The following is a 23,808-nucleotide window of genomic DNA, read 5'->3' as shown; positions in this document are numbered from 1 at the left end:
CCGTAGGGTTGACCCGTGGCCAGTCCGAGCTCCTATCGACCCGCACCTGGATCGATCCCGACGAAGCCGGGGGTCTACCGCTTCCGCGACGCCAAGGGCCGCGTCATCTACGTCGGCAAGGCCAAGAGCCTGCGGCCCCGCCTCTCGTCCTACTTCCAGGACATCGGCAACCTCCACCCGCGCACGGCGAGCATGGTCACCACCGGTGCCAGCGTCGAGTGGACGGTCGTCGACACCGAGGTCGAGGCGCTCCAGCTGGAGTACAGCTGGATCAAGGAGTTCGACCCCCGCTTCAACGTCAAGTACCGCGACGACAAGTCCTACCCCTGGCTGGCGGTGACCGTCGGCGAGGAGTTCCCCCGGGTCATGGTGGGCCGCGGCGCCAAGCGCAAGGGCACCCGCTACTTCGGCCCCTACAGCCACGCGTGGGCGATCCGCGAGACCGTCGACCTGCTCCTGCGCGTCTTCCCGATGCGGTCGTGCAGCAACGGCGTCTTCAAGCGCTCCGCCCAGATCGGCCGTCCCTGCCTGCTGGGCTACATCGACAAGTGCGCGGCTCCCTGCGTAGGCAACGTCACCGCCGAGCAGCACCGCGAGATCGTCGACGACTTCTGCGACTTCATGGCCGGCAACACCGCGGCGTTCACCCGGCGCATCGAGCGCGAGATGTACGCCGCCTCCGAGGCGCTCGACTTCGAGAAGGCCGCCCGGCTGCGCGACGACCTCGGGGCGCTCACCAAGGCGCTGGAGAAGCAGGCGGTGGTGCTGCGTGACGGCACCGACGCCGACGTGATCGCGCTCGCGGAGGACCCCCTCGAGGTGGCGGTCCAGATCTTCTACGTCCGCGGCGGCCGCATCCGCGGCCAGCGTGGGTGGGTCGCCGACCGCACCGACGAGGGCGGCACGCCCGAGCTGGTCCAGGACTTCCTCCTCCAGCTCTACGGCGGCGAGGACGACTCCATCCCGCGCGAGGTGCTGGTGCCGGCCCTGCCGCCCGACAGCGACGTGCTCGAGCAGTTGCTCAGCGAGCGGCGGGGGAGCAGGGTCGTCATCCGGGTCCCGCAGCGCGGCGACAAGCGCGACCTCCAGCAGACGGTCGCCAACAACGCCGCCCAGGCGCTCGCCCTCCACAAGACCAAGCGCGCCAGCGACCTCACCACCCGCAACCGCGCCCTCGAGGAGATCCAGAAGTCGCTGGGCCTCGACGAGGTGCCGTTGCGCATCGAGTGCTACGACGTGTCCAACCTCCAGGGCACCGAGGTCGTCGCCTCGATGGTGGTCTTCGAGGACGGTCTGGCCCGCAAGTCCGAATACCGCCGCTTCGTCATCCGCGGCGTCGACGGGCAGAACGACGTCGCCTCGATGCACGAGGTGATCACCCGTCGGTTCCGCCGGCTGCTCGACGAGCAGGCTCGCAGTGAGCTCCAAGACGCTCCTCGGGCGGCGCCAGCGGGCTCGGCTGCTTCGCAGGCTCAGCAGGACGAGCCGCAGGCGCCCCTCCTCGTCGACCCGGAGACCGGGCGTCCCCGCAAGTTCGCCTACGCGCCCTCGCTGGTCGTCGTCGACGGTGGCCCGCCCCAGGTGGCGGCGGCCCAGCAGGCGCTCGCCGAGCTCGGCATCGACGACATCCCCGTCTGCGGGCTCGCCAAGCGCCTCGAGGAGGTGTGGCTGCCGGGGGAGGAGGACCCGGTGATCATGGCGCGCACCAGCGAGGGCCTCTACCTGCTCCAGCGGATCCGCGACGAGGCGCACCGCTTCGCGATCACCCACCACCGCGGCCGGCGGTCCAAGTCGATGGTGGAGAGCGCCCTCGACGACGTCCCCGGCCTGGGCGAGGTGCGGCGCAAGACCCTGCTCAAGCACTTCGGCTCGCTCAAGAAGCTGCGCGAGGCCGACATCGACCAGATCGCGCTCGTGCCCGGCATCGGGCCGCGCACGGCGACGGCGATCAAGGACGCGGTCGCGCAGGCCGACGCGACGCGCAAGACTGCTCCCCGCGAGCCGGCCGTCAACACCGCCACCGGCGAGATCCTGGAGGACTGAGAGGCATGCCCGCGATGAACGAGACCGCCCCCGGCGAGCTGGTGATCGTCACCGGCATGACCGGTGCAGGCCGCAGCACCGCCGCCAAGGAGCTGGAGGACCTCGGCTACTTCGTCGTCGACAACCTCCCGCCCACCCTGGTGCGCGACGTGGTGCGGCTCGTCGACGACAGTCGCGGCGTCCACCAGCCGATCGCCGTGGTGGTCGACGTGCGCTCCGGCTCGTTCTTCGACTCCCTCCAGGCCAACCGCCACCAGCAGGTGACCGGGCGGCCCACCACCCTGCTGTTCCTCGAGGCCACCGACGAGGTGCTGGTTCGGCGCCAGGAGGCGGCGCGCCGGCCCCACCCGCTGCAGGGTGGCGGACGGCTGCTGCACGGCCTGCACCGCGAGCGGACCGCGCTGGCCGACCTCCGAGGCGACGCCGACGTCCTCCTCGACACGTCCAACTTCAACGTCCACCAGCTCAAGGACCGCATCGCCGAGCTCTTCGGCACGGCCGCGTCGACGCGGCTCAAGGTCACCGTGATCAGCTTCGGCTTCAAGTACGGCATCCCGGTCGACGCCGACTGGGTCGCCGACATGCGCTTCCTGCCCAACCCCCACTGGATCCCCGATCTGCGTCCCCAGGACGGCCGCGACCCCGACGTGTCGGCCTACGTGCTCTCGCAGCCCGGTGCCGGGCGGTTCCTCGAGCAGTACCTCCCGGTGCTCGAGACGGTGGCCGAGGGCTACCTCACCGAGGGCAAGCGGTTCATGCGCGTGGCGGTCGGGTGCACCGGCGGCAAGCACCGCAGTGTCGCGATGAGCGAGGCCATCGGCGCGCTGCTGCGCGACTCCGGCTACGACGTGCGCACCTCCCACCGCGACCTCGGCAGGGAGTGACGTGGCCCGCGACACCGCCCAGGCCGCGGTGGCGCTCGGCGGCGGCCACGGCCTCTACGCGACCCTGTCGGCCCTGCGCCGCCTGCACGACGACCTCACCATCGACGACCTCACGGCGGTCGTGACCGTCGCCGACAACGGCGGCTCGTCCGGACGGCTGCGCGGCGAGTTCGGCGTGCTGCCGCCGGGCGACCTGCGGATGGCGCTCGCGGCTCTGTGCGGCGACGACGAGTGGGGCCGCACCTGGGCCGAGGTCCTGCAGCACCGCTTCGCGGGACAGGGCCAGATGAACGGCCACGTGGTGGGCAACCTGCTCATCGTCGGCCTCTGGGAGCTGATGGGCGACCCGGTGCGGGCGCTCGACTGGGTCGGGCGGCTGCTCGGGGCCCACGGCCGCGTCCTGCCGATGGCGACCACGCCGATGGACATCACCGCTCGGGTGCGCGGCGCCGAGGCCGCGCATCCCGACGCGGTCACCGTCGTACGCGGGCAGGTCGAGGTCGCCACGACCGCGGGACGCATCGAGTCGGTCGCCCTGGTGCCGGAGGACCCGCAGGCGTGCGCCGAGGCGGTCGACGCGATCCTCGCCGCGGAGTGGGTGGTGCTGGGTCCGGGCTCGTGGTTCAGCTCGGTGATCCCGCACCTGATGGTCCCCGGGCTGCGCCGGGCGCTCGCCGAGACCGCCGCGCGGCTCGTCGTCGTGCTCAACCTCGAGGCCCAGCCGGGGGAGACCACCGGCTTCGGTCCCGCCGACCACCTGGCCGTGCTGTTCGAGCACGCCCCCGACCTCACGGTCCACGCGGTGCTGGTCGACTCCTCTGCGCTCGCCGACGACCACGAACGGCTCGCGAAGGACGTCGCCGAGCGGGGCGCCCGGCTCGTCGTCGCCGACATCGCCGTGCCGGGGGAGCCGCGCCACGATCCGGAGAGCCTGGCCGCGGCGTTCCGGCGGATCGTGGAGGAGGCATGAGTCACGCCGGGAGGGCGGTTGCCGCCGTTCCCGCCGGGGGTCGTTGACCCGCGTGGCAGGATTCGCCTCATGGCTATGACGGCGCAGGTGAAGGCAGAGCTCGCCTCCACCCAGATCACCAAGACCTGCTGCCGCAAGGCCGAAGTGGCCTCGATGCTGCGCTTCGCCGGAGGCCTGCACATCGTGAGCGGGCGCATCGTCGTGGAGGCCGAGCTCGACACCGGCGCCGCCGCGCGGCGGCTCCGCACCGACATCGCCGAGGTCTACGGGCACCCCTCCGACGTGGTCATGGTGCAGGGCAACGGCATCCGCAAGGGCAGCCGCTACCTCGTGCGGGTGACCAAGGACGGCGAGGCGCTGGCGCGCCAGACCGGGCTGCTCGACCAGCGCGGTCGGCCCGTACGCGGGCTGCCGCCGGCCGTGGTCAGCGGCGGCGGGTGCGACGCGGTCGCGGCGTGGCGCGGCGCGTTCCTCGCGCACGGCTCGCTCACCGAGCCCGGACGCTCGTCCTCGCTCGAGATCACCTGCCCCGGCCCCGAGGCCGCGCTGGCCATCGTCGGCGTCGCCCGCCGGCTCGGCATCTCCGCCAAGGCACGCGAGGTCCGCGGCGTCGACCGGGTCGTGATCCGCGACGGCGACGCGATCGGCGCGCTCCTCACCCGGCTCGGCGCTCACGAGTCGCTGATGGCGTGGGAGGAGCGCCGGATGCGGCGCGAGGTGCGGGCCACCGCCAACCGGCTCGCCAACTTCGACGACGCCAACCTGCGCCGCTCGGCCCGTGCCGCCGTCGCCGCCGGTGCCCGCGTGGAGCGGGCCCTGGAGATCCTCGGCGAGGAGATCCCCGACCACCTGCGCCAGGCCGGACACCTGCGCCTCGAGCACAAGCAGGCGTCGCTGGAGGAGCTCGGGCAGCTCCACGAGCCGGTCCTGACCAAGGACGCCATCGCCGGCCGCATCCGCCGGTTGCTGGCCATGGCCGACAAGCGCGCCGAGGACCTCGGCATCCCCGACACCGAGTCGTCGCTGACGCCGGAGATGCTGGCCGAGGACGCCTGAACGGGCCGTTCCGGCCAGATTGGATCGTTCCAAGTTACCGGTCCGTACCGCGGGAGACCCGGGGTCGACGGGTCTCGGGCACCCAGTAGGGTCGTAACTGGTCACCAAAGGCCAACTGTCGACGGGGTCACCGAAGGCCCCACCAAGGAGGCACGGATCATGACTGTCCGCGTAGGCATCAACGGCTTCGGCCGCATCGGTCGCAACTTCTTCCGCGCGGTGCGCGCCTCGGGCGCCGACATCGAGATCGTGGGCGTCAACGACCTCACCGACAACGCCTCGCTCGCCAACCTGCTCAAGTTCGACTCCATCCTGGGTCGCCTCGACGCCGACGTCACCAGCGACGACACGTCGATCCGCGTCGGCGACCAGACCATCGCGGCGTTCGCCGAGCGCGACCCGGCCGCCCTCAAGTGGGGTGACATCGGTGCCGACGTGATCGTCGAGTCCACCGGATTCTTCACCGACGCCACCAAGGCGCGCGCCCACCTCGACGCCGGCGCCAAGAAGGTCATCATCTCGGCGCCCGCCAAGAACGAGGACATCACCGTCGTGATGGGCGTCAACCACGAGCTCTACGACCCGGCCTCCCACACGGTCATCTCCAACGCGTCGTGCACCACCAACTGCCTCGCGCCGATGGCCAAGGCGCTCCACGAGGGCCTTGGCATCAACAAGGGCCTGATGACGACCATCCACGCCTACACCGCCGACCAGAACCTCCAGGACAACATCCACAAGGACCCGCGTCGTGCCCGCGCGGCCGCGCTCAACATGGTGCCCACCTCCACCGGTGCCGCCAAGGCGATCGGCCTGGTCCTGCCCGAGCTCAAGGGCAAGCTCGACGGCTACGCGATGCGCGTCCCGGTCCCGACCGGCTCCGCCACCGACCTGACCTTCGAGGCGTCCCGCGAGACCTCCGTCGACGAGGTCAACGAGATCGTGAAGGCCGCGGCCGACGGTCGCTACCTGAAGTACTCCACCGACCCGCTCGTCTCCACCGACATCGTCACCGACCCGGCGTCCTGCATCTTCGACGCCCCGCTCACCAAGGTCAACGGCAACCAGGTCAAGGTGCTCGGCTGGTACGACAACGAGTGGGGCTACTCCAACCGGCTCGCCGACCTGATCACCTACGTCGGCTCCTCGCTCTGACGCCGATGCCCGCCACCACTCCCGGCATCGACTCGCTCGGTGACCTGAAGGGCAAGCGCGTCCTGGTCCGGTCCGACCTCAACGTCCCGCTCGACGGCAGCACGCCGGGGGACATGAAGGTGGCCGACGACGGCCGGATCCGCGCGAGCGTGCCGACGATCAAGCAGCTCTCCGACGCCGGCGCCCGGGTGGTCGTCACCGCCCACCTGGGCCGGCCGAAGGGCGCGCCCGACCCGAAGTACTCGCTCCGGCCCGTGGCCGAGCGGCTCTCCGAGCTGCTCGGCCGCCCGGTGGCGTTCGCGACCGACACGGTCGGCACGAGCGCCACGGAGACGGTGGCGGGCCTGCAGGACGGCGACGTCGCCCTGCTGGAGAACGTTCGGTTCAACGACGGCGAGACCAGCAAGGACGACGAGGTCCGCGCCGCGTTCGCCGACCAGCTCGCCCAGCTGGCCGACGCGTTCGTCTCCGACGGCTTCGGCGTCGTGCACCGCAAGCAGGCCAGCGTCTACGACGTCGCGCTGCGGCTGCCGTCCGCCATGGGCGGCCTGGTCGCCAAGGAGGTCGACGTGCTGCGACGGCTCACCGAGGACCCCCAGCGCCCTTACGTCGTCGTGCTCGGCGGGTCGAAGGTCTCCGACAAGCTCGGCGTCATCGACAACCTCATCGACAAGGCCGACAAGCTGCTCATCGGCGGCGGGATGGTCTTCACCTTCCTCAAGGCCCAGGGCCACGAGGTGGGCAAGAGCCTGCTCGAGGCCGACCAGGTCGACACCTGCGCCCGCTACCTCACCGAGGCGGCCGAGCGCGGTGTGGAGATCCTGCTGCCGACCGACGTCGTGGTCGACACGGCGTTCCCGTCGGGCGACCGCGAGCCGCAGCCCAGCGTCGTACCCGCCTCGGAGATCCCGGCCGACGCCATCGGGCTCGACATCGGGCCCGAGTCGGCGGCGGCGTTCGCGGCGGCCCTGGCCGACGCGCGCACGGTCTTCTGGAACGGCCCGATGGGCGTGTTCGAGACCGACGCGTTCGCCGGCGGCACCCGTGCCGTCGCCGAGGCGCTGACGAAGGTCGACGGGCTGTCCGTCGTCGGCGGTGGTGACTCCGCCGCGGCCGTGCGCAAGCTCGGCTTCGACGAGGCCGCGTTCGGCCACATCTCCACCGGCGGTGGCGCGTCGCTGGAGTTCCTGGAGGGCAAGGAGCTCCCGGGCATCGCCGTACTCGAGAGGGGCTGACCGTGGCCGGGACCAACAAGAGCCGCACGCCGTTGATGGCGGGCAACTGGAAGATGAACCTCAACCACCAAGAAGCGGTGGTGCTGGTCCAGAAGCTCGCCTGGACGCTGGCGGACAAGCGTCACGACTTCGGCAAGGTCGAGGTCGTCGTGGTGCCGCCGTTCACCGACCTGCGCTCGGTGCAGACGCTGGTCGACGGTGACCGCCTCTCGATCCGCTACGGGGCCCAGGACGTCTCCGTCCACGACAACGGCGCCTACACCGGCGAGATCTCCGCGACGATGCTGGCCAAGCTGGGCTGCTCCTACATCGTGGTCGGCCACAGCGAGCGCCGCATCTACCACAACGAGTCAGACGAGCTGGTCAACGCCAAGGCGCACAAGGCGCTGCACGCGGGGATGACCCCGATCGTGTGCGTCGGGGAGGGCCTCGACGTGCGCCAGGCGGGCGAGCACGTGCCGTTCACCCTCACGCAGCTCGACGGCTCGCTCGACGGTTTCACCGCCGAGCAGGTCGCCGACCTCGTGGTCGCCTACGAGCCCGTCTGGGCCATCGGCACCGGCGAGGTGGCGACCCCGGACGACGCCCAGGAGGTCTGCGCGGCGATCCGCGAGCGCGTCCGGCACGTGCACGGCGACGGTGCCGCCGACGGCCTCCGGATCCTCTACGGCGGGTCGGTGAAGGCGGCCAACGTCGGCGGGATCATGGACAAGGCCGACGTCGACGGCTGCCTGGTCGGTGGCGCCAGCCTGCAGGTCGACGAGTTCGGCGGCATCTGCCGGTTCTACGACATGCCGGTGCTGTGAGGCGGCCTCCGGTCCTCGAGCTGCGTGACGTAGGCTGCGCCACGTGATTCTGCTCTTCACCATCCTGCTCGTCATCACGAGCGCGATCATGATTCTGCTGGTGCTCCTCCACAAGGGACGCGGAGGCGGCCTCTCCGACATGTTCGGCGGCGGCGTGTCCAGCAGCCTGGGGGGATCGTCGGTGGCTGAGCGCAACCTCGACCGGTTCACCATCGGGGTCGGCGTCATCTGGTTTGCGTGCGTGGTTGCCCTGGGCCTGCTCATGGCCTACCAGGGCAACTGAATACCCCCCTCTGAGCGTTTGTGAGAAGGAGTCGACATGGCTGGTGCTGGTAACGCGATTCGCGGTAGTCGAGTCGGAGCCGGCCCGATGGGCGAGGCCGAGCGCGGCGAGGCCGCGCCGCGGCAGATGGTCACCTATTTCTGCAGCCACGACCACCGCTCGGTGGTGACGTTCGCGATCGAGGCCGCGGCCCCGGATTCCTGGGACTGCCCCAAGTGCGGCCTCCCGGCCAGCCTCGACTCCGACAACCCGCCCCCGGCACCCAAGATCGAGCCCTACAAGACGCACCTCGCCTACGTGAAGGAGCGTCGCAGCGAGACCGAGGCGGCCGACATCCTCGACGAGGCGGTCGCCCTCCTCCGCAGCCGCCGCAAGGCCGGCGAGATCATCTTCTGAGTCGAGTGGGCGCGTCCTGACGTCCGGGACACCTCGAGGCGGCGCGTCCTGATGTCCGGGACACGTCGAGTCGGCGCGTCCTGTTCTCGGGGACACGTCGAGTCGGCGCGTCCTGTTCAGGCGGCGCGACGCCTGCGCGCTCGACGTACGCCGTCCAGGATGATGTCGTCGATCCGCCGGTCGGGGCCGTAGACATCGGCTGACCACGCCGGCTCGACCAGCCAGTCGGCATCCTGGCGCAGCCACCCGAACCGCACCTCGTCGTCGTCCGCGTGTGCGCCGGTGTGCCACTCGACCCCCTGGAACTCGACGCCGAAGCGCAGCGCCTCGTTGCCGACGTCGACGAACGCGACCCGGCCGTCGACGCGGACCTCGACCTGGGGTTCGGGCGGCGGGACCGGCAGCTGGAGCCAGCGCCACCGGACGACCGTCTCGCCGCCGGACTGCGCCCGGCCGTCGGTGTGCGGAGCGACCAGCCGCAGCGTCGTCACCCAGCGCATCCGGCTGAAGCGGCCGACCTCCGACAACAGCTCTCCGACGCCGAACGCGCCGAGCCGGTGGAGTGCGTCCAGCGCGGTGAGAGCCGGCTCGGGCCACCTCTGACGCCCGAGGTCGAGCGCCGTGCGCAACGGCGTCGTCATCCGCACGCCGCCCGCCTCGATGAGATCGCGGTCGTCGAAGGTGCGCTCACCACTCTCGGCGAGCTTGTTGCGCAGCCGCCCGCGGCCGTGGGGAAGGAACATCGCGATCGGCATGGCATCGAGGTGCTCGTTGGGGTGCAGGAGCATGTCGGCGCCCTGTGCCCAGCCCGCGTGGCGGTCCACGACGATGGCGTCCGGGGGAGTAACCAGCCGCAGGCAGGCGAGTCGGTGGGCCGTGTCGTCACGCACCTGGGCGGCGACGTACACACCCTTGATCGGGGTGCGCAGGAGCCCTTCGCGGCACAGCAGGGTCAGCTCGCGCGCCGTCACGCCGGCCGCCAGGGCGTCGCGCGTGGCGAACGGCGCATCCACGGGAAGCGGGAAGCTGTGATCGAGACAGGTCTGGGTGAACCACCGGGATGCGCGCATGCCGGAACGATTCCCGCCGGGGCCGATGTCAGTCCCAGCAGTCCCGGCGCTGTGGACAACGGTCAGGACGCGCCACTCGACACCCGTGCGCGGTCAGGACGCGCCCACTCGACCCCCGCATGCGGTCAGGACGCGCCCACTCGACGAGAGGTCGGGGTCAGAGGGCGGAGGCGGCGGCCTCGTCGAGCCACCAGACGGTCTCGTCGCCGCGTACGCCCCGCGCGGGGGTCTCGGCGACGGACCCGTCGGGGGCGAGCGCCCGGGCGACGGCGTCGGCCTTGCCGTCGCCGCTGGCGATGAACCAGACCGCGCGACACCGCTCCATCGCCTCGAAGGTGAGGGTGACGCGGTCGGGGGGCGGCTTGGGGGAGTCGTGGACGGCGACGGCGATCGCGTCGCGCGCCCCGAGCGCCGGGTGGCCGGGGAAGAGCGACGCGCAGTGCCCGTCGGGGCCGATGCCGAGCATCAGCACCTCGAAGAACCCGGCGCCGTGCTCGCGCATCGCCTCGCTGTAGGCCGCGGCGGCGTCCTCGGCGGTCGGCACCTGGTCGCTCGCCGGCACCTCGTGGACGTTGGCCGGGTCGACCGGCACGTGGTCGAGCAGCGTCTCGCGGGCCTGGACGGCGTTGCGGTCGGGGGAGTCGGATGCGACGAACCGCTCGTCGCCCCACCAGATCACCACCCGCGACCAGTCGAGCGAGGAGTCCACGGACCGGCGGGCGAGCTCGCGGTGGAGCTGCTCGGCGATGCTGCCGCCGGTGAGGCCGACCTGCGGCACCTCGCCGCGCGCCTGGGCCGCCTCGAGCCGGTCGAGCAGCGCGGACGCGACGTCGCCGACCAGCGCGTCGGCGTCGTCGTGGCGGCGGACCTCGGGATCGTTCACTTCGTGCTCCTCAGCGTGACCAGGTGGGCGGCGACCTCGGCGTAGATGTCGTCCTCGTCGAGGCGGCGCAGCTCCTCGGCGAGGAGCGCGGGCACCTCGCGCCGCTTGAGCGCGATCGGCCGGTCGGGGCGGTTGGGCGAGCTGAACGTCGCCAGCCGTCCGTCGGCGCGCGAGATCCGGATCGGGCCCTCCCGGGTGTCCATGCTGACCTCGGTGATCCCGGGCCCGTCGGAGGTGCCACGGGCGACGTCGACCTTGAGGCGGTCACTGAGCCAGGCCACCAGCAGGTCGGCGCTCGGGCTGGTCCGCTCGGCGGTGACCTTGGCGCTGCGCACCTTGAGCGGGTGCTGGTCGAGCGCCGCGGCGAGCAGGGCGCGCCACGGCGTGAGCCGCGTCCAGCTCAGGTCGGTGTTGCCGGGGGCGTAGGTCTGGCACTGGGTCAGCATCGCGGTCGCCTTGCCCCGCGGGACCGCGGCGGAGTCGGTGATGCGGCGTTGCGCCAGCGAGCCGAGCGGGTCGGCGGCAGGGTCGGCGGGCGCCGAGGTCGGCCACCAGATGGCGACGGGGGAGTCGGGCAGGAGCAGCGGCAGGACGACCGAGTCGGCGTGCTTGACCACCTCGCCCTTGAGCCGGATCAGGGCGATCTCGCCACCCCAGCCGTCACCGCTGCCGACCTGTGCGTCGACCTGGCCGGTGCCGCGCCCGTCGCCCAGGATCACCCCGAGCACCCGGGAGGGGTGCTCGCGGGAGGCGCGCTTGGCCGCGACCATCGCCTCGCCTGCGTCCTCCTCCGGCGCGACGATGATGAGCGTCATCACCATCCCCATCGCGGGGCTGCCGGCGCGGGTGCGCGAGCGGACGAACTCGGCCGCGATCTTCGCCGAGGTGGTGTCGGTGAGCTCGATCATCTCGGGGTCCCGTCGGAGGCGTGAGCGGAAGGTGCGGCGTCGCGGCGCGGGGCCATCACGGCCTCCGCCAGGTGCGCCCGTCGCGGGCGAGCATCTGGTCGGCCGACGCGGGACCCCAGGTGCCGGAGTCGTAGGGCTCCGGCGTGCCCTTCCTGGCCCACGCGGCGATGACGGGGTCGAGGATCTTCCACGACAGCTCGACCTCCTCGTGGCGGGGGAACAGCGGCGGGTCGCCGAGGAGCACGTCGAGGATGAGGCGCTCGTAGGCCTCGGCGCTGGCCTCGGTGAAGGACCCGCCGTAGGCGAAGTCCATGTTGACGTCGCGGATCTCCATGGCGGTGCCCGGCACCTTCGACCCGAAGCGCATCGTCATGCCCTCGTCGGGCTGCACGCGGATGACGAGGGCGTTCTGGCTGAGGTCCTCGGTCGCCGTCTGGGTGAACGGCAGGTGCGGGGCGCGCTTGAAGACGATGGCGACCTCCGTCACCCGCCGCCCGAGCCGCTTGCCGGTGCGGAGGTAGAACGGCACCCCGGCCCAGCGGCGGGTCTCGACGTTGACCGTGATCGCCGCGTAGGTCTCGGTGGTGGAGGTCTTCGGGATGCCCTCCTCGTCGAGGAAGCCCTTGACCTTCTCGCCCCCGGCCCACCCGGCGGTGTACTGGCCGCGGGCCGTGGTGGTGTCGAGGCGAGGAGGGAGGGTCGCGGACGCGAGCACCTTCTGCTTCTCCAGGCGCAGGCTCTCCGCGTCGAACGCGATGGGCTCCTCCATCGCCACGAGCGCCATCAGCTGGAGCAGGTGGTTCTGGATGACGTCGCGTGCGGCGCCGATGCCGTCGTAGTAGCCGGCCCGGCCGCCGATGCCGATGTCCTCGGCCATCGTGATCTGCACGTGGTCGACGTAGTTGGCGTTCCAGATGGGCTCGAACATGTTGTTGGCGAAGCGCATCGCCAGGATGTTCTGGACCGTCTCCTTGCCGAGGTAGTGGTCGATGCGGAACACCGATCCCGACGGGAAGACACCGTCGAGGATCGCGTTGAGCTCGCGCGCCGACTCGAGGTCGTGGCCGAACGGCTTCTCCACCACGACCCGGCGCCACTGGTCGGGTGCGGGGTCGGCGAGGCCGTGCTCCTTGAGCTGGCCGACCACATTGCCGAAGAACGCCGGCGGGATGGCGAGGTAGAACGCCATGTTGCCGCCGGTGCCGCGGAGCTGGTCGAGCTCCTCCACCGTGCGGCGCAGGTGGTCGAAGGCGTCGTCGTCGTCGAAGTCGCCGGGGACGAAGCGGAACCCCTCGGACAGCTGGTTCCACACCTCCTCGCGGAACGGTGTGCGCGCGTTCTCCTTGACCGCGTCGTGGACGATCTGGGCGAAGTCCTGGTCGGCCCACTCGCGCCGGGCGAAGCCCACCAGGCTGAACCCCGGCGGCAGCAGGCCGCGGTTGGCGAGGTCGTAGATCGCCGGCATGATCTTCTTGCGCGACAGGTCGCCGGTCACGCCGAACAGGACCATGCCGCACGGGCCGGCGATGCGCGGCAGCCGTCGGTCCTGCGGATCGCGCAGCGGGTTGACGTAGGTCATGCGGGGTCCCCCAGTCGTGGTTCGGAGGAGCGGTGCTCCCGGTAGAAGCGGATCAGCGCCTGGGTGGAGGGGTCCTGCCCGGCCGCGGCCGACGCGTCGCCGGCGACCGCGGGGCGCACCTCCTGGGCGAGCTGCTTGCCGAGCTCGACGCCCCACTGGTCGAAGCTGTCGATGCCCCACACGGCGCCCTGGACGAACGTGATGTGCTCGTAGAGCGCGACCAGCTGGCCGAGCACGGAGGGGGTCAGCGCCGGCGCCATGATCGAGGTGGTGGGCCGGTTGCCGGGGAACGTCCGCGCCGCCACCAGCTCCTCCGCGACGCCCTCGGCGCGCACCTCGTCGGCCGTCCGGCCGAGAGCGAGGGCCCTGGTCTGGGCCAGGAAGTTGGCCAGCAGCAGCTCGTGGACGTCCACCCGCTCGCCGTCGACCTCGTCGACGAGGTCGTACGCCGGCCGCGCGAAGGCGATGAAGTCGGCCGGCACGAGCCGGGTGCCCTGGTGGATGAGCTGGTAGAACGCGTGCTGGCCGTTGGTGCCCGGCTCGCCCCAGAACACCTCGCCGGTCTCGTAGTCGACCGCCGAGCCGTCCCAGCGCACGCCCTTGCCGTTGGACTCCATCGTGAGCTGCTGGAGGTAGGCGGGAAAGCGGTGCAGCAGCTGCGCGTAGGGGAGCACGGCGTGGGTGTGGGCGCCGAGGAAGTTGGCGTACCAGACGTTGAGCAGCCCCATCCGGAGCGGGACGTTGTCCTCCGGCGGGGAGGCGCGGAAGTGCTCGTCCATCGCGTGGAAGCCCGCCAGCATCTCGGCGAAGTGCTCGGGACCGATGGCCACGACCAGCGAGAGGCCGATGGCGGAGTCCATCGAGTAGCGCCCGCCGACCCAGTCCCAGAAGCCGAACGCGTTGTCGGGGTCGATGCCGAAGTCGGCGACCTTGTCGAGGGCGGTCGAGACGGCCACGAAGTGCCGGGCGACCGCGTCCTGCGGGTCGCTGCCGTCGGGGAGCCGGTCGAGCAGCCACGCCTTGCAGAGCCGGGCGTTGGTGAGCGTCTCGAGGGTGCCGAAGGTCTTGCTCGAGACGATGAAGAGCGTGGTCTCGGGGTCGAGCCCGGCCAGCGCCTGGCCGGCGTCGGTCGGGTCGATGTTGCTGATGAAGCGGCAGGAGAAGCCCTCCTGGCGGTAGGGCTCGAGCGCCTCGTAGGCCATCACCGGGCCCAGGTCGGAGCCGCCGATGCCGATGTTGACGACCGTCTCGATGCGCCGCCCGGTCACACCGGTCCACGCGCCGGACCGGACCCGGTCGGCGAAGTCGTAGACCCGGGCGAGCACCTCGTGGACCTCGGCGACGACGTCCTGGCCGTCGACGGTCAGCGACGCGTCGGCCGGCAGCCGGAGCGCGGTGTGCAGGACCGCGCGGTCCTCGGTGACGTTGATGTGCTCGCCGGCGAACATCGCGTCGCGTCGCGCGGCGACCCCGACCTGGTCGGCCAGCGCCAGCAGCGCGGCCTCCACGTCGGCGTCGACGAGGTTCTTCGACAGGTCGACGTGCAGGTCGGCAGCAGTGAGCGTCTGCCGCTCGACCCACGCCGCCGTCAGGTCGCGTCGCAGGTCGGGCTCGTAGGACTCCGCGAGCGCTGCGAGCCGCGCCCACGCCTCGGTGGTCGTGGGGTCGACGGCGCCGCCGCTCATGCCCGAGCGGCCTCGAGTGACTTCGAGAGGGTCGACTGCAGCTCGTCCCAGGCGACGACGAACTTGTCGACGCCCTCCTTGATCAGGGCCTTGATCACGTCGTCGTAGTCGATCCCGGCCTCGGCCAGTGCCTGCATGTGGGCGTGCGCGTCGTCGTAGAACGGTCGCACCCGGTCGCCGCGCACCTCGCCGTGGTCGGCGACGGCGTCGAGGGTCTTCTCCGGCATCGTGTTGACAGTGTTCTCCACGACCAGGTCGACGACGTACATCGTGTCGTCGTAGTCGGGGTTCTTCACGCCGGTCGAGGCCCACAGCGGGCGCTGCCTGCGCGCGCCCTTGGCCTCGAGGGCCTCCCAGCGCTCGCCACGGAAGAACTCCTCGTACATCTGGAACGCCAGCCGCGCGTTGGCGACTCCCGCCTTGCCGCGCAGGGCCGGGTCGGTGCCGGGCCCCTGGGTCGTCGCCTCGAGCCGCTTGTCGACCTCGGAGTCGACGCGCGAGACGAAGAAGGACGCGACCGAGTGGATGTCGGCGAGCTCGTGGCCGTTGGCGGCGGCCTGCTCGAGCCCGGTGACGTAGGCCTCCATCACGTTGCGGTACTGCTCGAGGCCGAAGATCAGCGTCACGTTGACCGAGATGCCGGCGGCGATGGTCTGGGTGATCGCCGGCCAGCCCTCCTTGGTGCCGGGGATCTTGATCATCACGTTGGGCTCGCCGACGGTCTCGTGGAGCGTCGCCGCCTCCGCGACCGTCTCGTCGGTGGCGTGCGCCAGCCCGGGGGAGACCTCGATCGAGACGCGGCCGTCGACGCCGTCGGTGGCGTCGAAGACGGGGCGCATCACCTTGCAGGCCTCGCGCACGTCGTCGGTGGTGATGACGAGCGTGGCGCGGTCGACGTCGGCGCCCTCGGCGGCCAGCTCGCGGACCTGGGCGTCGTAGCGCTCGCCGTCGGCGAGCGCGGTCTGGAAGATGGCGGGGTTGGACGTCACGCCGACGACGTTGCTGTTCTTCACCAGGTCGGCCAGGTTGCCGGTCTCCAGGCGCTCGCGCGAGAGGTCGTCGAGCCAGATGGACACCCCGGCGTCAGCCAGGGCCTTGAGACGGTCGTTCATGTGGTGCCTCCTGTGGGTCGTCGTGCGGGACGCGGTCAGTCGGTCAGGGTGCGCAGGCTGTCGCGGGCCGCGTTGGCCACGGCCTCGCCGGTGATGTCGAACTCCTCGTAGATCCGCGCGTAGTCGGCCGAGGCGCCGTAGTGGTCGATGGAGACGATGCGGCCGTGGTCGCCGACATAGTCGCGCCAGCCCTGCTTGACGCCGGCCTCGACCGACACGCGGGCCTTGACGGTGGGCGGCAGGACGGTCTCGCGGTAGGCCTCCTCCTGCTCCTCGAACCACTCCAGGCAGGGAAGCGAGACGACCCGGGCGCGGATGCCGTCCGCGGCGAGGAGCTCGCGGGCCGCGACCGCCACCTGCACCTCGGAGCCGGTGCCCATCAAGATCACGTCGGGCTCGCCGGCGCGGTCGTCGATGGTGGGGGCGTCGATCAGGACGTAGCCGCCGCGGTGGACGTTGGACGTGTCGCTGAAGCCGTCCTCGCCTCGCGGGAAGACGGGTACGTTCTGGCGGGTCAGCGCGATGCCGGCGGGCCGGTCGGTGTGCTGGAGCACGGCGTGCCACGCGGCGGCGGTCTCGTTGGCGTCGGCAGGGCGTACGACGTCGAGGCCGGGGATCGCGCGCAACGCGGCGAGGTGCTCGATCGGCTGGTGCGTCGGGCCGTCCTCGCCGAGGCCGATGGAGTCGTGGGTCCAGACGTAGGTGACCGGCAGGCCCATCAGCGCCGCCAGACGGACCGAGCCGCGCATGTAGTCGCTGAAGGTGAGGAACGTGCCCCCGAAGACGCGGGTGCCGCCGTGCAGCGCGATGCCGTTGAGGATGCCGCCCATGCCGTGCTCGCGGATGCCGAAGTGCAGCACCCGGCCGGCGAGCGGGTCGCCCGTCCACTGGTCGGTGGACCGGCTCTCGGGGATGAACGACGGGGCGTCCTCGATGGTGGTGTTGTTGGACTCGGCGAGGTCGGCCGAGCCGCCCCACAGCTCCGGCATGACGGCCGCGACCGCGTTGATGACCGCGCCCGAGGCCTTGCGGGTGGCCACGCCCTTGGGGTCGGCGTCGAAGCTCGGCAGCACGTCGGCGAGCCCGGCGGGCAGCGCACGGGTCTGCATCCGCTCGAACGTCTGGAGGACGTCGTCGGACGCGGCGGAGCGCCACGCGTCGAAGCGCTCCTGCCACGCGGCCTGCTGCTCCTTGCCGCGCGCCACCAGCGAGCGCGTGCGCTCGATCACGTCGGTGGGCACCTCGAAGTGCTTGTCGGGGTCGAAGCCGAGGACCTCCTTGGTGGCCGCGACCTCCTCCGCGCCGAGGGCGGAGCCGTGGGACTTGCCCGTGCCCTGTGCGTGGGGGGCGGGCCACGCGATGAGCGTGCGCAGCACGATGAGACTGGGCCGGTCGGTGACCGCGTCGGCCGCGCGGACCGCGGCGTAGAGCTCGGGGACGTCCTCGACGTAGTCCGTGCCGTCGTTGGTCCAGTCGACGTGCTGCACGTGCCAGCCGTAGGCCTCGTAGCGTGCGCCGACGTCCTCGGTGAACGCGACGTCGGTGTCTCCCTCGATCGAGATCCGGTTGGCGTCGTAGATCACCGTGAGGTTGCCGAGCTGCTGGGTGCCGGCGATCGAGGAGGCCTCGGCGCTCACGCCCTCCTGCAGGTCGCCGTCGGAGCACAGCGCGTAGACGTGGTGGGTGAACGGGGAGTCGGCCTCGGGGGTGTCGGGGTCGAGCAGGCCCCGCTCGCGGCGGGCCGCCATGGCCATGCCCACCGCGTTGGCGACACCCTGGCCGAGCGGGCCGGTGGTCGTCTCCACGCCGGCGGTGTGGCCGTACTCGGGGTGCCCGGGGGTCTTGCTGCCCCAGGTGCGCAGCGTGCGCAGGTCCTCGATCTCCAGGCCCCACCCGCCGAGGAACAGCTGGGTGTAGAGCGTGATCGAGCTGTGCCCGCACGACAGCACGAACCGGTCGCGGCCGGTCCAGTTCGGGTCGGCCGGGTTGTGCCGCATCACCTTCTGGAAGAGCAGGTAGGCGGCCGGGGCCAGGCTCATGGCCGTGCCGGGGTGGCCGTTGCCGACCTTCTGGACCGCGTCCATCGCCAGCACCCGCGCCGTGTCGACGGCGCGGCGGTCGATGTCGTCCCACTCGAGGGTGGCGGGCAGGGCGGACTTCTCGGTCAACGCAGTTCCTCTCAATGGGTGCAACCAGGTGCAGTCGAGATCACAGCCCGGCAGGGGTGGCCTCGACTGCGACCCTATCGTCGCGGCCGAGTAGACTCGACCTTGCTCGAGGGTCGTCCCGCACGCCGGGAACCAGCTGGAAGCTCACCCCCCGGTTCCCTCGCCGTCCGCGTTCCATCCGCTCCCGTCCTCCCGAGGTTCTGCACTGTGTCCCACGCCGGCCCGCACGCAGCCGCGTCCGCCCGGCCGTCGACCGGCGGGGGTGCCGATCCCGAGGGACCGAAGACCTGGCGCGACGTCGTCGGGGCCTACGTCGGGCTCACCAAGCCGCGCGTCATCGAGCTGCTCCTGCTCACGACCGTCCCGGTGATGTTCTTCGCCGAGCGCGGGATCCCGCCGCTCGGCCTGGTGGCCGCCACGGTCGTCGGCGGAGCGCTCTCGGCCGGCTCGGCGTCGGCCTACAACTGCATCTACGACCGCGACATCGACGAGCAGATGCGGCGTACGCGCCGGCGCGCGCTGCCGCGCCACATCGTCTCGCCGGTCTCGGCGCTCGTCTTCGCGACCGTGCTGGCGGTGCTGTCGACGGTCGTGCTGGCGCTGTGGGTCAACGGGCTCTCGGCCGTGCTGGCGGTGCTCGCCAACGCGTTCTACGTCTTCGTCTACACGATGCTGCTCAAGCGCCGCACCACCCAGAACATCGTCTGGGGCGGGCTGGCGGGCTGCTTCCCGGCGCTGATCGGCTGGACCGCGGTGACCGGCGAGCTGGCGTGGACGCCGGTCGTGCTGTTCCTGGTCGTGTTCTTCTGGACGCCCCCGCACACCTGGGCGCTCGCCCTGCGCTACCGCGAGGACTACCGCAACGTCGACGTGCCGATGCTGCCGGTCGTCAAGCCGGCCGCCGAGGTCGGCCGCCAGGTCGTGATCTACAGCTGGGTGATGGTCGCGACCTCGCTCCTGCTCTGGCCCGTCGCCGACACCAGCCTCGTCTACCCGGTCGCCGCGGCCGTCCTGGGTGCGGTGTTCCTCCTCGAGGCGCACCGGATGTGGAAGCGGGCCAGGGGCTCGGAGGCGCTGGCCGACATCAACCCGATGCGGCTCTTCCACGCGTCCAACCTCTACCTCTCGCTGCTCTTCGTCGCCGTCGCGCTCGACCCCCTGCTCGGCCGATAACGCAAAATTCGTGCGTTTAGCGCAACTTTGAAGGTCTTGTCAGGCGAATGCGGAAGATTTGGCCGTTTTCTTGAGGAGACGTTTCGGGTCTTTCTGCTCGAACCCACGTTGAATGCATCGTGAGGGGATGGCAGTGGGCCATCCCCGTGGGAGCAGGGGGTAGTTCTGCATGTCTTCACCACGAGTACGACGTGACCGGACCGCGGGGGGCGCGACCGGCACGGGGGTTCGTCCTCGCACGCTTCACCGGGGGGTCTCGAGGGTGCTCACCCTCGTCCTGGGAGTGGGCTTCGCCGTCGTCGGCATCGCCGGCGCGGCCAGCGCCCACCACAACACGATCAGCGGAACGGTGGCCTGCAAGACCGGAGGCGGCTGGGCCGTCACCTGGCGCGTCGTCAACAGCGAGGCGCGCACCGAGACCATCACCGCGAGCAACCGTTCCGCCGTCGTCCCGGTCGGCACGCCGCTGACCAGCAGGCAGACGCGCACCTTCACCGAGACGGTCACCACCAAGCCGACCTCCACCCAGACGCTGACGCTGTCGGCGCGGTGGGACAACGGCTCCACCAACACCAGCTCCGGCAGCATCCCGGTCGAGAAGTTCGAGGACGGCTGCAACGTCACGACCGTGGAGCCGCCGACGATCCCGGTCGTCGACGACTGCGGCCCGGGCAACGCGCACTACGGCCAGGTGCCCCCAGGCCCCTGGAGCGCGGTCACCAACCCCGACGGCAGCGTCACGGTCACGACCACCGCGGGCACCCAGTTCCCGGGCGGCGCGACCACCGTCACCTTCCCGGCGCCGGTCGACAGCAACCAGCCGTGCCCGACCCCGGTCGTCACCCCGCCGGTCGTCACCCCGCCCGAGGTGCTGCCGGCCGAGGCGCGCGTCGTGTCGGCCCGCGCCCGCATGATCGACAAGTGCGGCACCCGCGGCGACGTCTTCAAGGTCCACAAGCGCACCGGCGTCGTCTACACCTCGAAGGGCAAGGTCCTGCGTCAGGGTGCCTGGCTCAAGGCCACGTCGCCCCGCGTGACGGTCCGTGCGCACGCGGCCGACGCGACGTTCCGCCTGCAGGGCAAGCAGGTGTGGAAGATGACCTTCCGCACCCGTCCGTGCGCCAGCGCACCGGAGGTCGCGCCCAACACCGGACACCGATGACACGGGTCCGGGCTGCAGGGCTCGTGGCTGCGCTCACGCTCGGCGTGACCGTGGCGGCCGGTCAGGGCGTGGCTCACGCCGCCCCTGACCGGCTCACGATCGCGCGCACCGGCACCGACGCCGTGGTGGTCAAGGTGCCGGCGCGCAACGACACGCTCGCCGTCGGCGACCGGCTCCGCGGCGCCGTCTACACCTGGGCCAAGGGCGACCCGCCGTGCGACCCCACCGGCAGCACCGTCTACGCCGGCCACGCGTGGCGCGCCGGCAACGGGGTGGCCGACCACTGGGCGACGCTGCGGCGCGGCGACAGGATCACCGTCGCCGGCTGCCGGTTCGAGGTCACCAAGCGTGAGTTCTGGTCGGCCAAGAGGCGGATGGGCTCGCTCTACTCGGTGGCCGGGCCGGCCCGCATCGTGCTCGTCGGCTGCAAGGCCGACGACTACGCCAAGCGGACGGTCATCTTCGCCCGCAAGCTGTGACCGGTCGGCCCGCGTCCTAGGAGGGGCCGATGCGCGTGGCGGCGAGCCTCTGCGGCTCGCCGCCCGCGCGCGCCTCCGCGGAGCCCTGGTGGGGCAGCACGGCCAGCGCGATGCGGGCCAGCCCCGCCGCGAGCAGGCCGGCGCCGAGCATGTGCAGCGCGACCAGGCCGATCGGGAGCTCCAGCCAGTACTGCACCCACCCCAGGACGCCCTGGAGCACCTCGATCAGCAGCACGAGCGCCGTGACCTGCGCCAGCCACCGGTGCCCACCACGCAGCGCCACCACGAGCAGCGCGACGGTGAGCGCGACGAGGACGTAGACCGCGATCGCGTGGATCTGCGAGACGTCGGCCGGGTCGAGGCCGTTGCGCGGGGAGTCGGTGTCGCCGGCGTGCGGGCCCGCTCCGGTCACGACCGTGCCGAGGTAGAGCACCACCCAGCCGACGGCGAGGTTGGCCCAGGCGAGCGTGCGCGGCAGGGCCGGAGCCAGCCCCCGCGAAGGGCTGCGCAGCTCGTCGAGCAGCGCGACGCAGACCATGATGATCGCCATCGACACCAGGAAGTGGCCCGCCACGATCCACGGGTTGAGGTCGGTGAGCACGGTGATGCCGCCGAGCACGGCCTGCAGGGGGATCCCGAGGCCCACGACGAACGACAGCCGCGTCGCCCGTCGGTGCCGGGCGCCGACGGCCGCGAGGAAGCACAGCACCGCCACCGCCGCGAGCACGAAGGTGAGCAGCCGGTTGCCGAACTCGATGGCACCGTGCATGCCGAGCTCGCCGTGCGCGACGTAGGACTCGTCGGTGCAGCGCGGCCACGTCGGGCAGCCCAGTCCGGAGCCGGTCAGCCGCACGGCGGCGCCGGTGACGACGATGCCGATGTTGGCGAGCAGGTTGGCCACCGCGAGGGGCCAGAGGAACCGTGCGAGACGGTCGAGCAGGGTGTGTCCCATCATTCCCACCTGAAGGTCCGTGCCGTGAGCAGCGTGCCGAGCAGCGTCCACGCCGCCAGCACGAGCAGGGATCGAGCGTCGATGCTCGCGTGCACCAGTGCCGCGCGCATCGCCTCGCCGAGCGCGCCCGAGGGCAGCCACTCGACGAACGCGCCGGCGGCGCCGTAGGTGCTGGCGGGCAGGACGATGCCGCCGCCCGCCATGAGGAGCAGGTAGACGAGGTTGGCCAGCGCGAGAGTGGCCTCGGCCCGGAGCGCGCCGGCGACGAGGAGCCCGAGCGAGGCGAAGGCCGCCGTGCCGAGCGCCACGGCGAGCGCCACGCCGAGCAGCGTGCGGGCCGGGTGGTCGAGCGACGGCTCCCACCCCATGACGAGGGCGACGGCGACCAGCACCACGAGCTGGAGCGCGACGACGCTGAGCAGCGCCACCACCTTGCCCAGCAGCAGGCCGTGGCGCGGCAGCGGCGACGAGCCGAGCAGCTTGATGACGCCGTAGCGCCGCTCGAAGCCGGTGGCGATGGCGACCGAGGTGAACGCGGTCGACATGACGGCGAGCGCCAGGACGCCCGGGGCCAGGACGTCGATCGCCGCGCGGCCGTCGACCGTGCGGTCGAGGCGCGCGGCTGCCACGACGCCGCCCACGAGCACGATCACCGGGATCACGATGGCGAGGAGCAGCTGCTCGCCGTTGCGCAGCATCAGCCGCGCCTCCATCCGGGCCTGGGTCAGCACCATCGCCGCCAGCGACGCCGCACCCGGGTCGGGCGCGAACATGCCGGTGGAGCGAGCGGCGCCGGCGGTGCCGACGGCGGTGAGCCCGGTGTCCGGAGTCGGTGTCGTGCTCACGGCGCCAGCTCCCGTCCGGTGAGCTCGAGGAACACGTCCTCCAGGGTGCGCTGGCCGAGGGTCAGCGTCTGGGGCAGCACCTCGTGGTGCTCGCACCACCGCGACACCCGACCGAGCGTGGAGCCGTCGGCGGGACCGTGGACGAGCATGCTCACCTCGTCGAGCTGGCGGACCTCGGTGTCCGGGCCGAGCTCGGCGCGGAGCGACTCGGGCGCGCCCTCGGGGAAGGGCCGGTTGACCACCAGCCGGATGGTCGCCGAGCGCCCACCGCGGGTGAGCTCTGCCGGTGTGCCGCTCGCGATCACGGTGCCGCGGTCGATGATGTGGATGCGGTCGGCGAGGTGCTCGGCCTCGTCCATGTGGTGGGTCGTCAGCACGACGGTCACCCCGTCGGCGCGGACCTCCTCGAGCAGCTCCCACGTCGTGCGCCGCGCCTGCGGGTCCATGCCGGCGGTCGGCTCGTCGACGAACACGAGCTCGGGGCGCCCGACCAGCGCGATGGCGAGCCCGAGCCGCTGCTTCTGGCCGCCCGAGAGCCGACGGTAGGGCGTCCGCCCGCAGTCGGCGAGGCCGAGCCGCTCCACGAGCATCCCCGTGGGGAGCGGGCGGGCGTGCAGCGCGGCCATGTGCTCGAGCATCTCCACCGCGCGTACGCCGCTCCACGCACCGCCGCTCTGCAGCATCACCCCGATCCGGGGGTGGAGCGCCGCGCGGTCGCGCTGGGGGTCCAGGCCGAGCACGCGCACGGTGCCGCGCTGCGGAGCGCGGTAGCCCTCGCACGTCTCGAGCGTGGTCGTCTTGCCTGCCCCGTTGGGGCCCAGCACGGCGGTGACCGTGCCGCGGGCCACCTCGAGCGACAGCCCGTCGACGGCCACCTTGTCGCCGTAGGCCATCACCAGGCCGTCGATCTCGACGGCGGGGGAGGCGGGTGGCACGTCCCGATTCTAGGTGCGGGTTAATCAGG

The 23,808-nt window shown here is 71.8% G+C and carries 22 protein-coding genes; 12 read left to right on the top strand and 10 right to left on the bottom strand.

What is annotated here, in order from left to right; all coding sequences use genetic code 11:
- Positions 1–15 precede the first annotated feature (15 nt).
- From uvrC to AC54T2_RS16935, 9 genes are all read left to right on the top strand, one after another.
- Positions 16–2,043 (top strand): excinuclease ABC subunit UvrC, encoded by a 2,028-nt coding sequence (uvrC, locus tag AC54T2_RS16975; protein ID WP_186342603.1) that lies wholly within the window; start codon positions 16–18, stop codon positions 2,041–2,043.
- Between the two features lie 14 nt (positions 2,044–2,057).
- Positions 2,058–2,927 carry an RNase adapter RapZ gene (gene rapZ / locus AC54T2_RS16970; RefSeq protein ID WP_496666909.1) on the top strand — a complete coding sequence of 290 codons (870 nt, stop codon included), beginning with the start codon at positions 2,058–2,060 and terminating at the stop codon, positions 2,925–2,927.
- A 1-nt stretch (position 2,928) separates the two neighbouring features.
- Positions 2,929–3,897 carry a gluconeogenesis factor YvcK family protein gene (locus tag AC54T2_RS16965; protein WP_206054369.1) on the top strand — a complete coding sequence of 323 codons (969 nt, stop codon included), beginning with the start codon at positions 2,929–2,931 and terminating at the stop codon, positions 3,895–3,897.
- Positions 3,898–3,966: 69 nt separating this feature from the next.
- Entirely contained in the window at positions 3,967–4,953 is a 987-nt protein-coding gene (gene whiA / locus AC54T2_RS16960; protein ID WP_186342602.1) for a DNA-binding protein WhiA, read from the top strand.
- Positions 4,954–5,112: 159 nt separating this feature from the next.
- Positions 5,113–6,108 carry a type I glyceraldehyde-3-phosphate dehydrogenase gene (gene gap, locus AC54T2_RS16955; protein ID WP_186342601.1) on the top strand — a complete coding sequence of 332 codons (996 nt, stop codon included), beginning with the start codon at positions 5,113–5,115 and terminating at the stop codon, positions 6,106–6,108.
- 5 nt (positions 6,109–6,113) lie between these two features.
- A complete protein-coding gene (locus tag AC54T2_RS16950; RefSeq protein ID WP_186342600.1) occupies positions 6,114–7,343 on the top strand; it encodes a phosphoglycerate kinase in 1,230 nt (409 codons plus the stop codon).
- Positions 7,344–7,378: 35 nt separating this feature from the next.
- A complete protein-coding gene (gene tpiA, locus AC54T2_RS16945) occupies positions 7,379–8,149 on the top strand; it encodes a triose-phosphate isomerase (protein ID WP_206054628.1) in 771 nt (256 codons plus the stop codon).
- A gap of 43 nt (positions 8,150–8,192) precedes the next feature.
- Positions 8,193–8,432, top strand: a complete 240-nt coding sequence (secG, locus tag AC54T2_RS16940; protein WP_186342598.1) for a preprotein translocase subunit SecG — start codon at positions 8,193–8,195, stop codon at positions 8,430–8,432.
- 36 nt (positions 8,433–8,468) lie between these two features.
- Positions 8,469–8,828 (top strand): RNA polymerase-binding protein RbpA, encoded by a 360-nt coding sequence (locus AC54T2_RS16935; protein WP_186342597.1) that lies wholly within the window; start codon positions 8,469–8,471, stop codon positions 8,826–8,828.
- Positions 8,829–8,944: 116 nt separating this feature from the next.
- Here AC54T2_RS16935 and AC54T2_RS16930 read toward each other — a convergent pair whose 3' ends face one another.
- The 7 genes from AC54T2_RS16930 to tkt form a co-directional block, all read right to left on the bottom strand.
- On the bottom strand, positions 8,945–9,898 hold the full coding sequence (locus AC54T2_RS16930) for a type IV toxin-antitoxin system AbiEi family antitoxin domain-containing protein (RefSeq protein ID WP_496666760.1): 954 nt from the start codon (positions 9,896–9,898) through the stop codon (positions 8,945–8,947).
- 157 nt (positions 9,899–10,055) lie between these two features.
- Positions 10,056–10,781 carry a 6-phosphogluconolactonase gene (gene pgl / locus AC54T2_RS16925; RefSeq protein WP_496666759.1) on the bottom strand — a complete coding sequence of 242 codons (726 nt, stop codon included), beginning with the start codon at positions 10,779–10,781 and terminating at the stop codon, positions 10,056–10,058.
- Positions 10,778–11,689, bottom strand: a complete 912-nt coding sequence (locus AC54T2_RS16920) for a glucose-6-phosphate dehydrogenase assembly protein OpcA (protein ID WP_186342594.1) — start codon at positions 11,687–11,689, stop codon at positions 10,778–10,780. The genes pgl and AC54T2_RS16920 overlap by 4 nt, the downstream gene beginning before the upstream one ends.
- Positions 11,690–11,744: 55 nt before the next feature.
- On the bottom strand, positions 11,745–13,268 hold the full coding sequence (gene zwf, locus AC54T2_RS16915; protein WP_186342593.1) for a glucose-6-phosphate dehydrogenase: 1,524 nt from the start codon (positions 13,266–13,268) through the stop codon (positions 11,745–11,747).
- Complete coding sequence (gene pgi / locus AC54T2_RS16910) at positions 13,265–14,953, bottom strand: glucose-6-phosphate isomerase (protein ID WP_496666758.1); 1,689 nt, start codon at positions 14,951–14,953, stop codon at positions 13,265–13,267. Before pgi ends, zwf begins: the two co-directional genes overlap by 4 nt.
- Entirely contained in the window at positions 14,950–16,065 is a 1,116-nt protein-coding gene (gene tal, locus AC54T2_RS16905) for a transaldolase (RefSeq protein ID WP_186342591.1), read from the bottom strand. The genes pgi and tal overlap by 4 nt, the downstream gene beginning before the upstream one ends.
- Before the next feature lie 35 nt (positions 16,066–16,100).
- Positions 16,101–18,215, bottom strand: a complete 2,115-nt coding sequence (tkt, locus tag AC54T2_RS16900; protein ID WP_222129822.1) for a transketolase — start codon at positions 18,213–18,215, stop codon at positions 16,101–16,103.
- A gap of 225 nt (positions 18,216–18,440) precedes the next feature.
- Here tkt and AC54T2_RS16895 point away from each other — a divergent pair, with 225 nt between their 5' ends.
- From AC54T2_RS16895 to AC54T2_RS16885, 3 genes are all read left to right on the top strand, one after another.
- Positions 18,441–19,406 carry a heme o synthase gene (locus tag AC54T2_RS16895; protein ID WP_186342589.1) on the top strand — a complete coding sequence of 322 codons (966 nt, stop codon included), beginning with the start codon at positions 18,441–18,443 and terminating at the stop codon, positions 19,404–19,406.
- Between the two features lie 262 nt (positions 19,407–19,668).
- The gene (locus tag AC54T2_RS16890) at positions 19,669–20,568 is read left to right on the top strand and encodes a hypothetical protein (RefSeq protein ID WP_186342588.1); all 900 of its coding nucleotides are present in this window, start codon (positions 19,669–19,671) and stop codon (positions 20,566–20,568) included.
- A 23-nt stretch (positions 20,569–20,591) separates the two neighbouring features.
- Complete coding sequence (locus AC54T2_RS16885; protein WP_496666757.1) at positions 20,592–21,047, top strand: class F sortase; 456 nt, start codon at positions 20,592–20,594, stop codon at positions 21,045–21,047.
- 16 nt (positions 21,048–21,063) lie between these two features.
- On the opposite strand, the gene AC54T2_RS16880 is transcribed toward AC54T2_RS16885, so the two are convergent.
- Genes AC54T2_RS16880 through AC54T2_RS16870 form a run of 3 tightly spaced genes read right to left on the bottom strand, consistent with a single transcriptional unit; the run spans position 21,064 to position 23,779 of the window.
- Complete coding sequence (locus tag AC54T2_RS16880; RefSeq protein WP_496666756.1) at positions 21,064–21,999, bottom strand: COX15/CtaA family protein; 936 nt, start codon at positions 21,997–21,999, stop codon at positions 21,064–21,066.
- Entirely contained in the window at positions 21,999–22,844 is an 846-nt protein-coding gene (locus AC54T2_RS16875; protein WP_313960529.1) for an ABC transporter permease, read from the bottom strand. The genes AC54T2_RS16880 and AC54T2_RS16875 overlap by 1 nt, the downstream gene beginning before the upstream one ends.
- The gene (locus AC54T2_RS16870; RefSeq protein WP_496666755.1) at positions 22,841–23,779 is read right to left on the bottom strand and encodes an ABC transporter ATP-binding protein; all 939 of its coding nucleotides are present in this window, start codon (positions 23,777–23,779) and stop codon (positions 22,841–22,843) included. The genes AC54T2_RS16875 and AC54T2_RS16870 overlap by 4 nt, the downstream gene beginning before the upstream one ends.
- Positions 23,780–23,808: the final 29 nt, after the last annotated feature.

This window comes from Nocardioides sp. Z35_8 (assembly GCF_059621125.1).
This window is presented reverse-complemented; position numbering and strand designations above follow the sequence as displayed.

Excerpts from the sequence above, each read along its gene's own strand:
- gap (WP_186342601.1), top strand. The coding sequence starts at position 5,113 with ATGACTGTCCGCGTAGGCATCAACGGCTTCGGCCGCATCGGTCGCAAC.
- zwf (WP_186342593.1), bottom strand. The coding sequence starts at position 13,268 with ATGACCTACGTCAACCCGCTGCGCGATCCGCAGGACCGACGGCTGCCG.
- tpiA (WP_206054628.1), top strand. The coding sequence starts at position 7,379 with ATGGCGGGCAACTGGAAGATGAACCTCAACCACCAAGAAGCGGTGGTG.
- AC54T2_RS16935 (WP_186342597.1), top strand. The coding sequence starts at position 8,469 with ATGGCTGGTGCTGGTAACGCGATTCGCGGTAGTCGAGTCGGAGCCGGC.
- AC54T2_RS16930 (WP_496666760.1), bottom strand. The coding sequence starts at position 9,898 with ATGCGCGCATCCCGGTGGTTCACCCAGACCTGTCTCGATCACAGCTTC.
- rapZ (WP_496666909.1), top strand. The coding sequence starts at position 2,058 with ATGAACGAGACCGCCCCCGGCGAGCTGGTGATCGTCACCGGCATGACC.
- tal (WP_186342591.1), bottom strand. The coding sequence starts at position 16,065 with ATGAACGACCGTCTCAAGGCCCTGGCTGACGCCGGGGTGTCCATCTGG.
- AC54T2_RS16920 (WP_186342594.1), bottom strand. The coding sequence starts at position 11,689 with ATGATCGAGCTCACCGACACCACCTCGGCGAAGATCGCGGCCGAGTTC.
- AC54T2_RS16880 (WP_496666756.1), bottom strand. The coding sequence starts at position 21,999 with ATGGGACACACCCTGCTCGACCGTCTCGCACGGTTCCTCTGGCCCCTC.
- pgi (WP_496666758.1), bottom strand. The coding sequence starts at position 14,953 with ATGAGCGGCGGCGCCGTCGACCCCACGACCACCGAGGCGTGGGCGCGG.
- AC54T2_RS16950 (WP_186342600.1), top strand. The coding sequence starts at position 6,114 with ATGCCCGCCACCACTCCCGGCATCGACTCGCTCGGTGACCTGAAGGGC.
- whiA (WP_186342602.1), top strand. The coding sequence starts at position 3,967 with ATGGCTATGACGGCGCAGGTGAAGGCAGAGCTCGCCTCCACCCAGATC.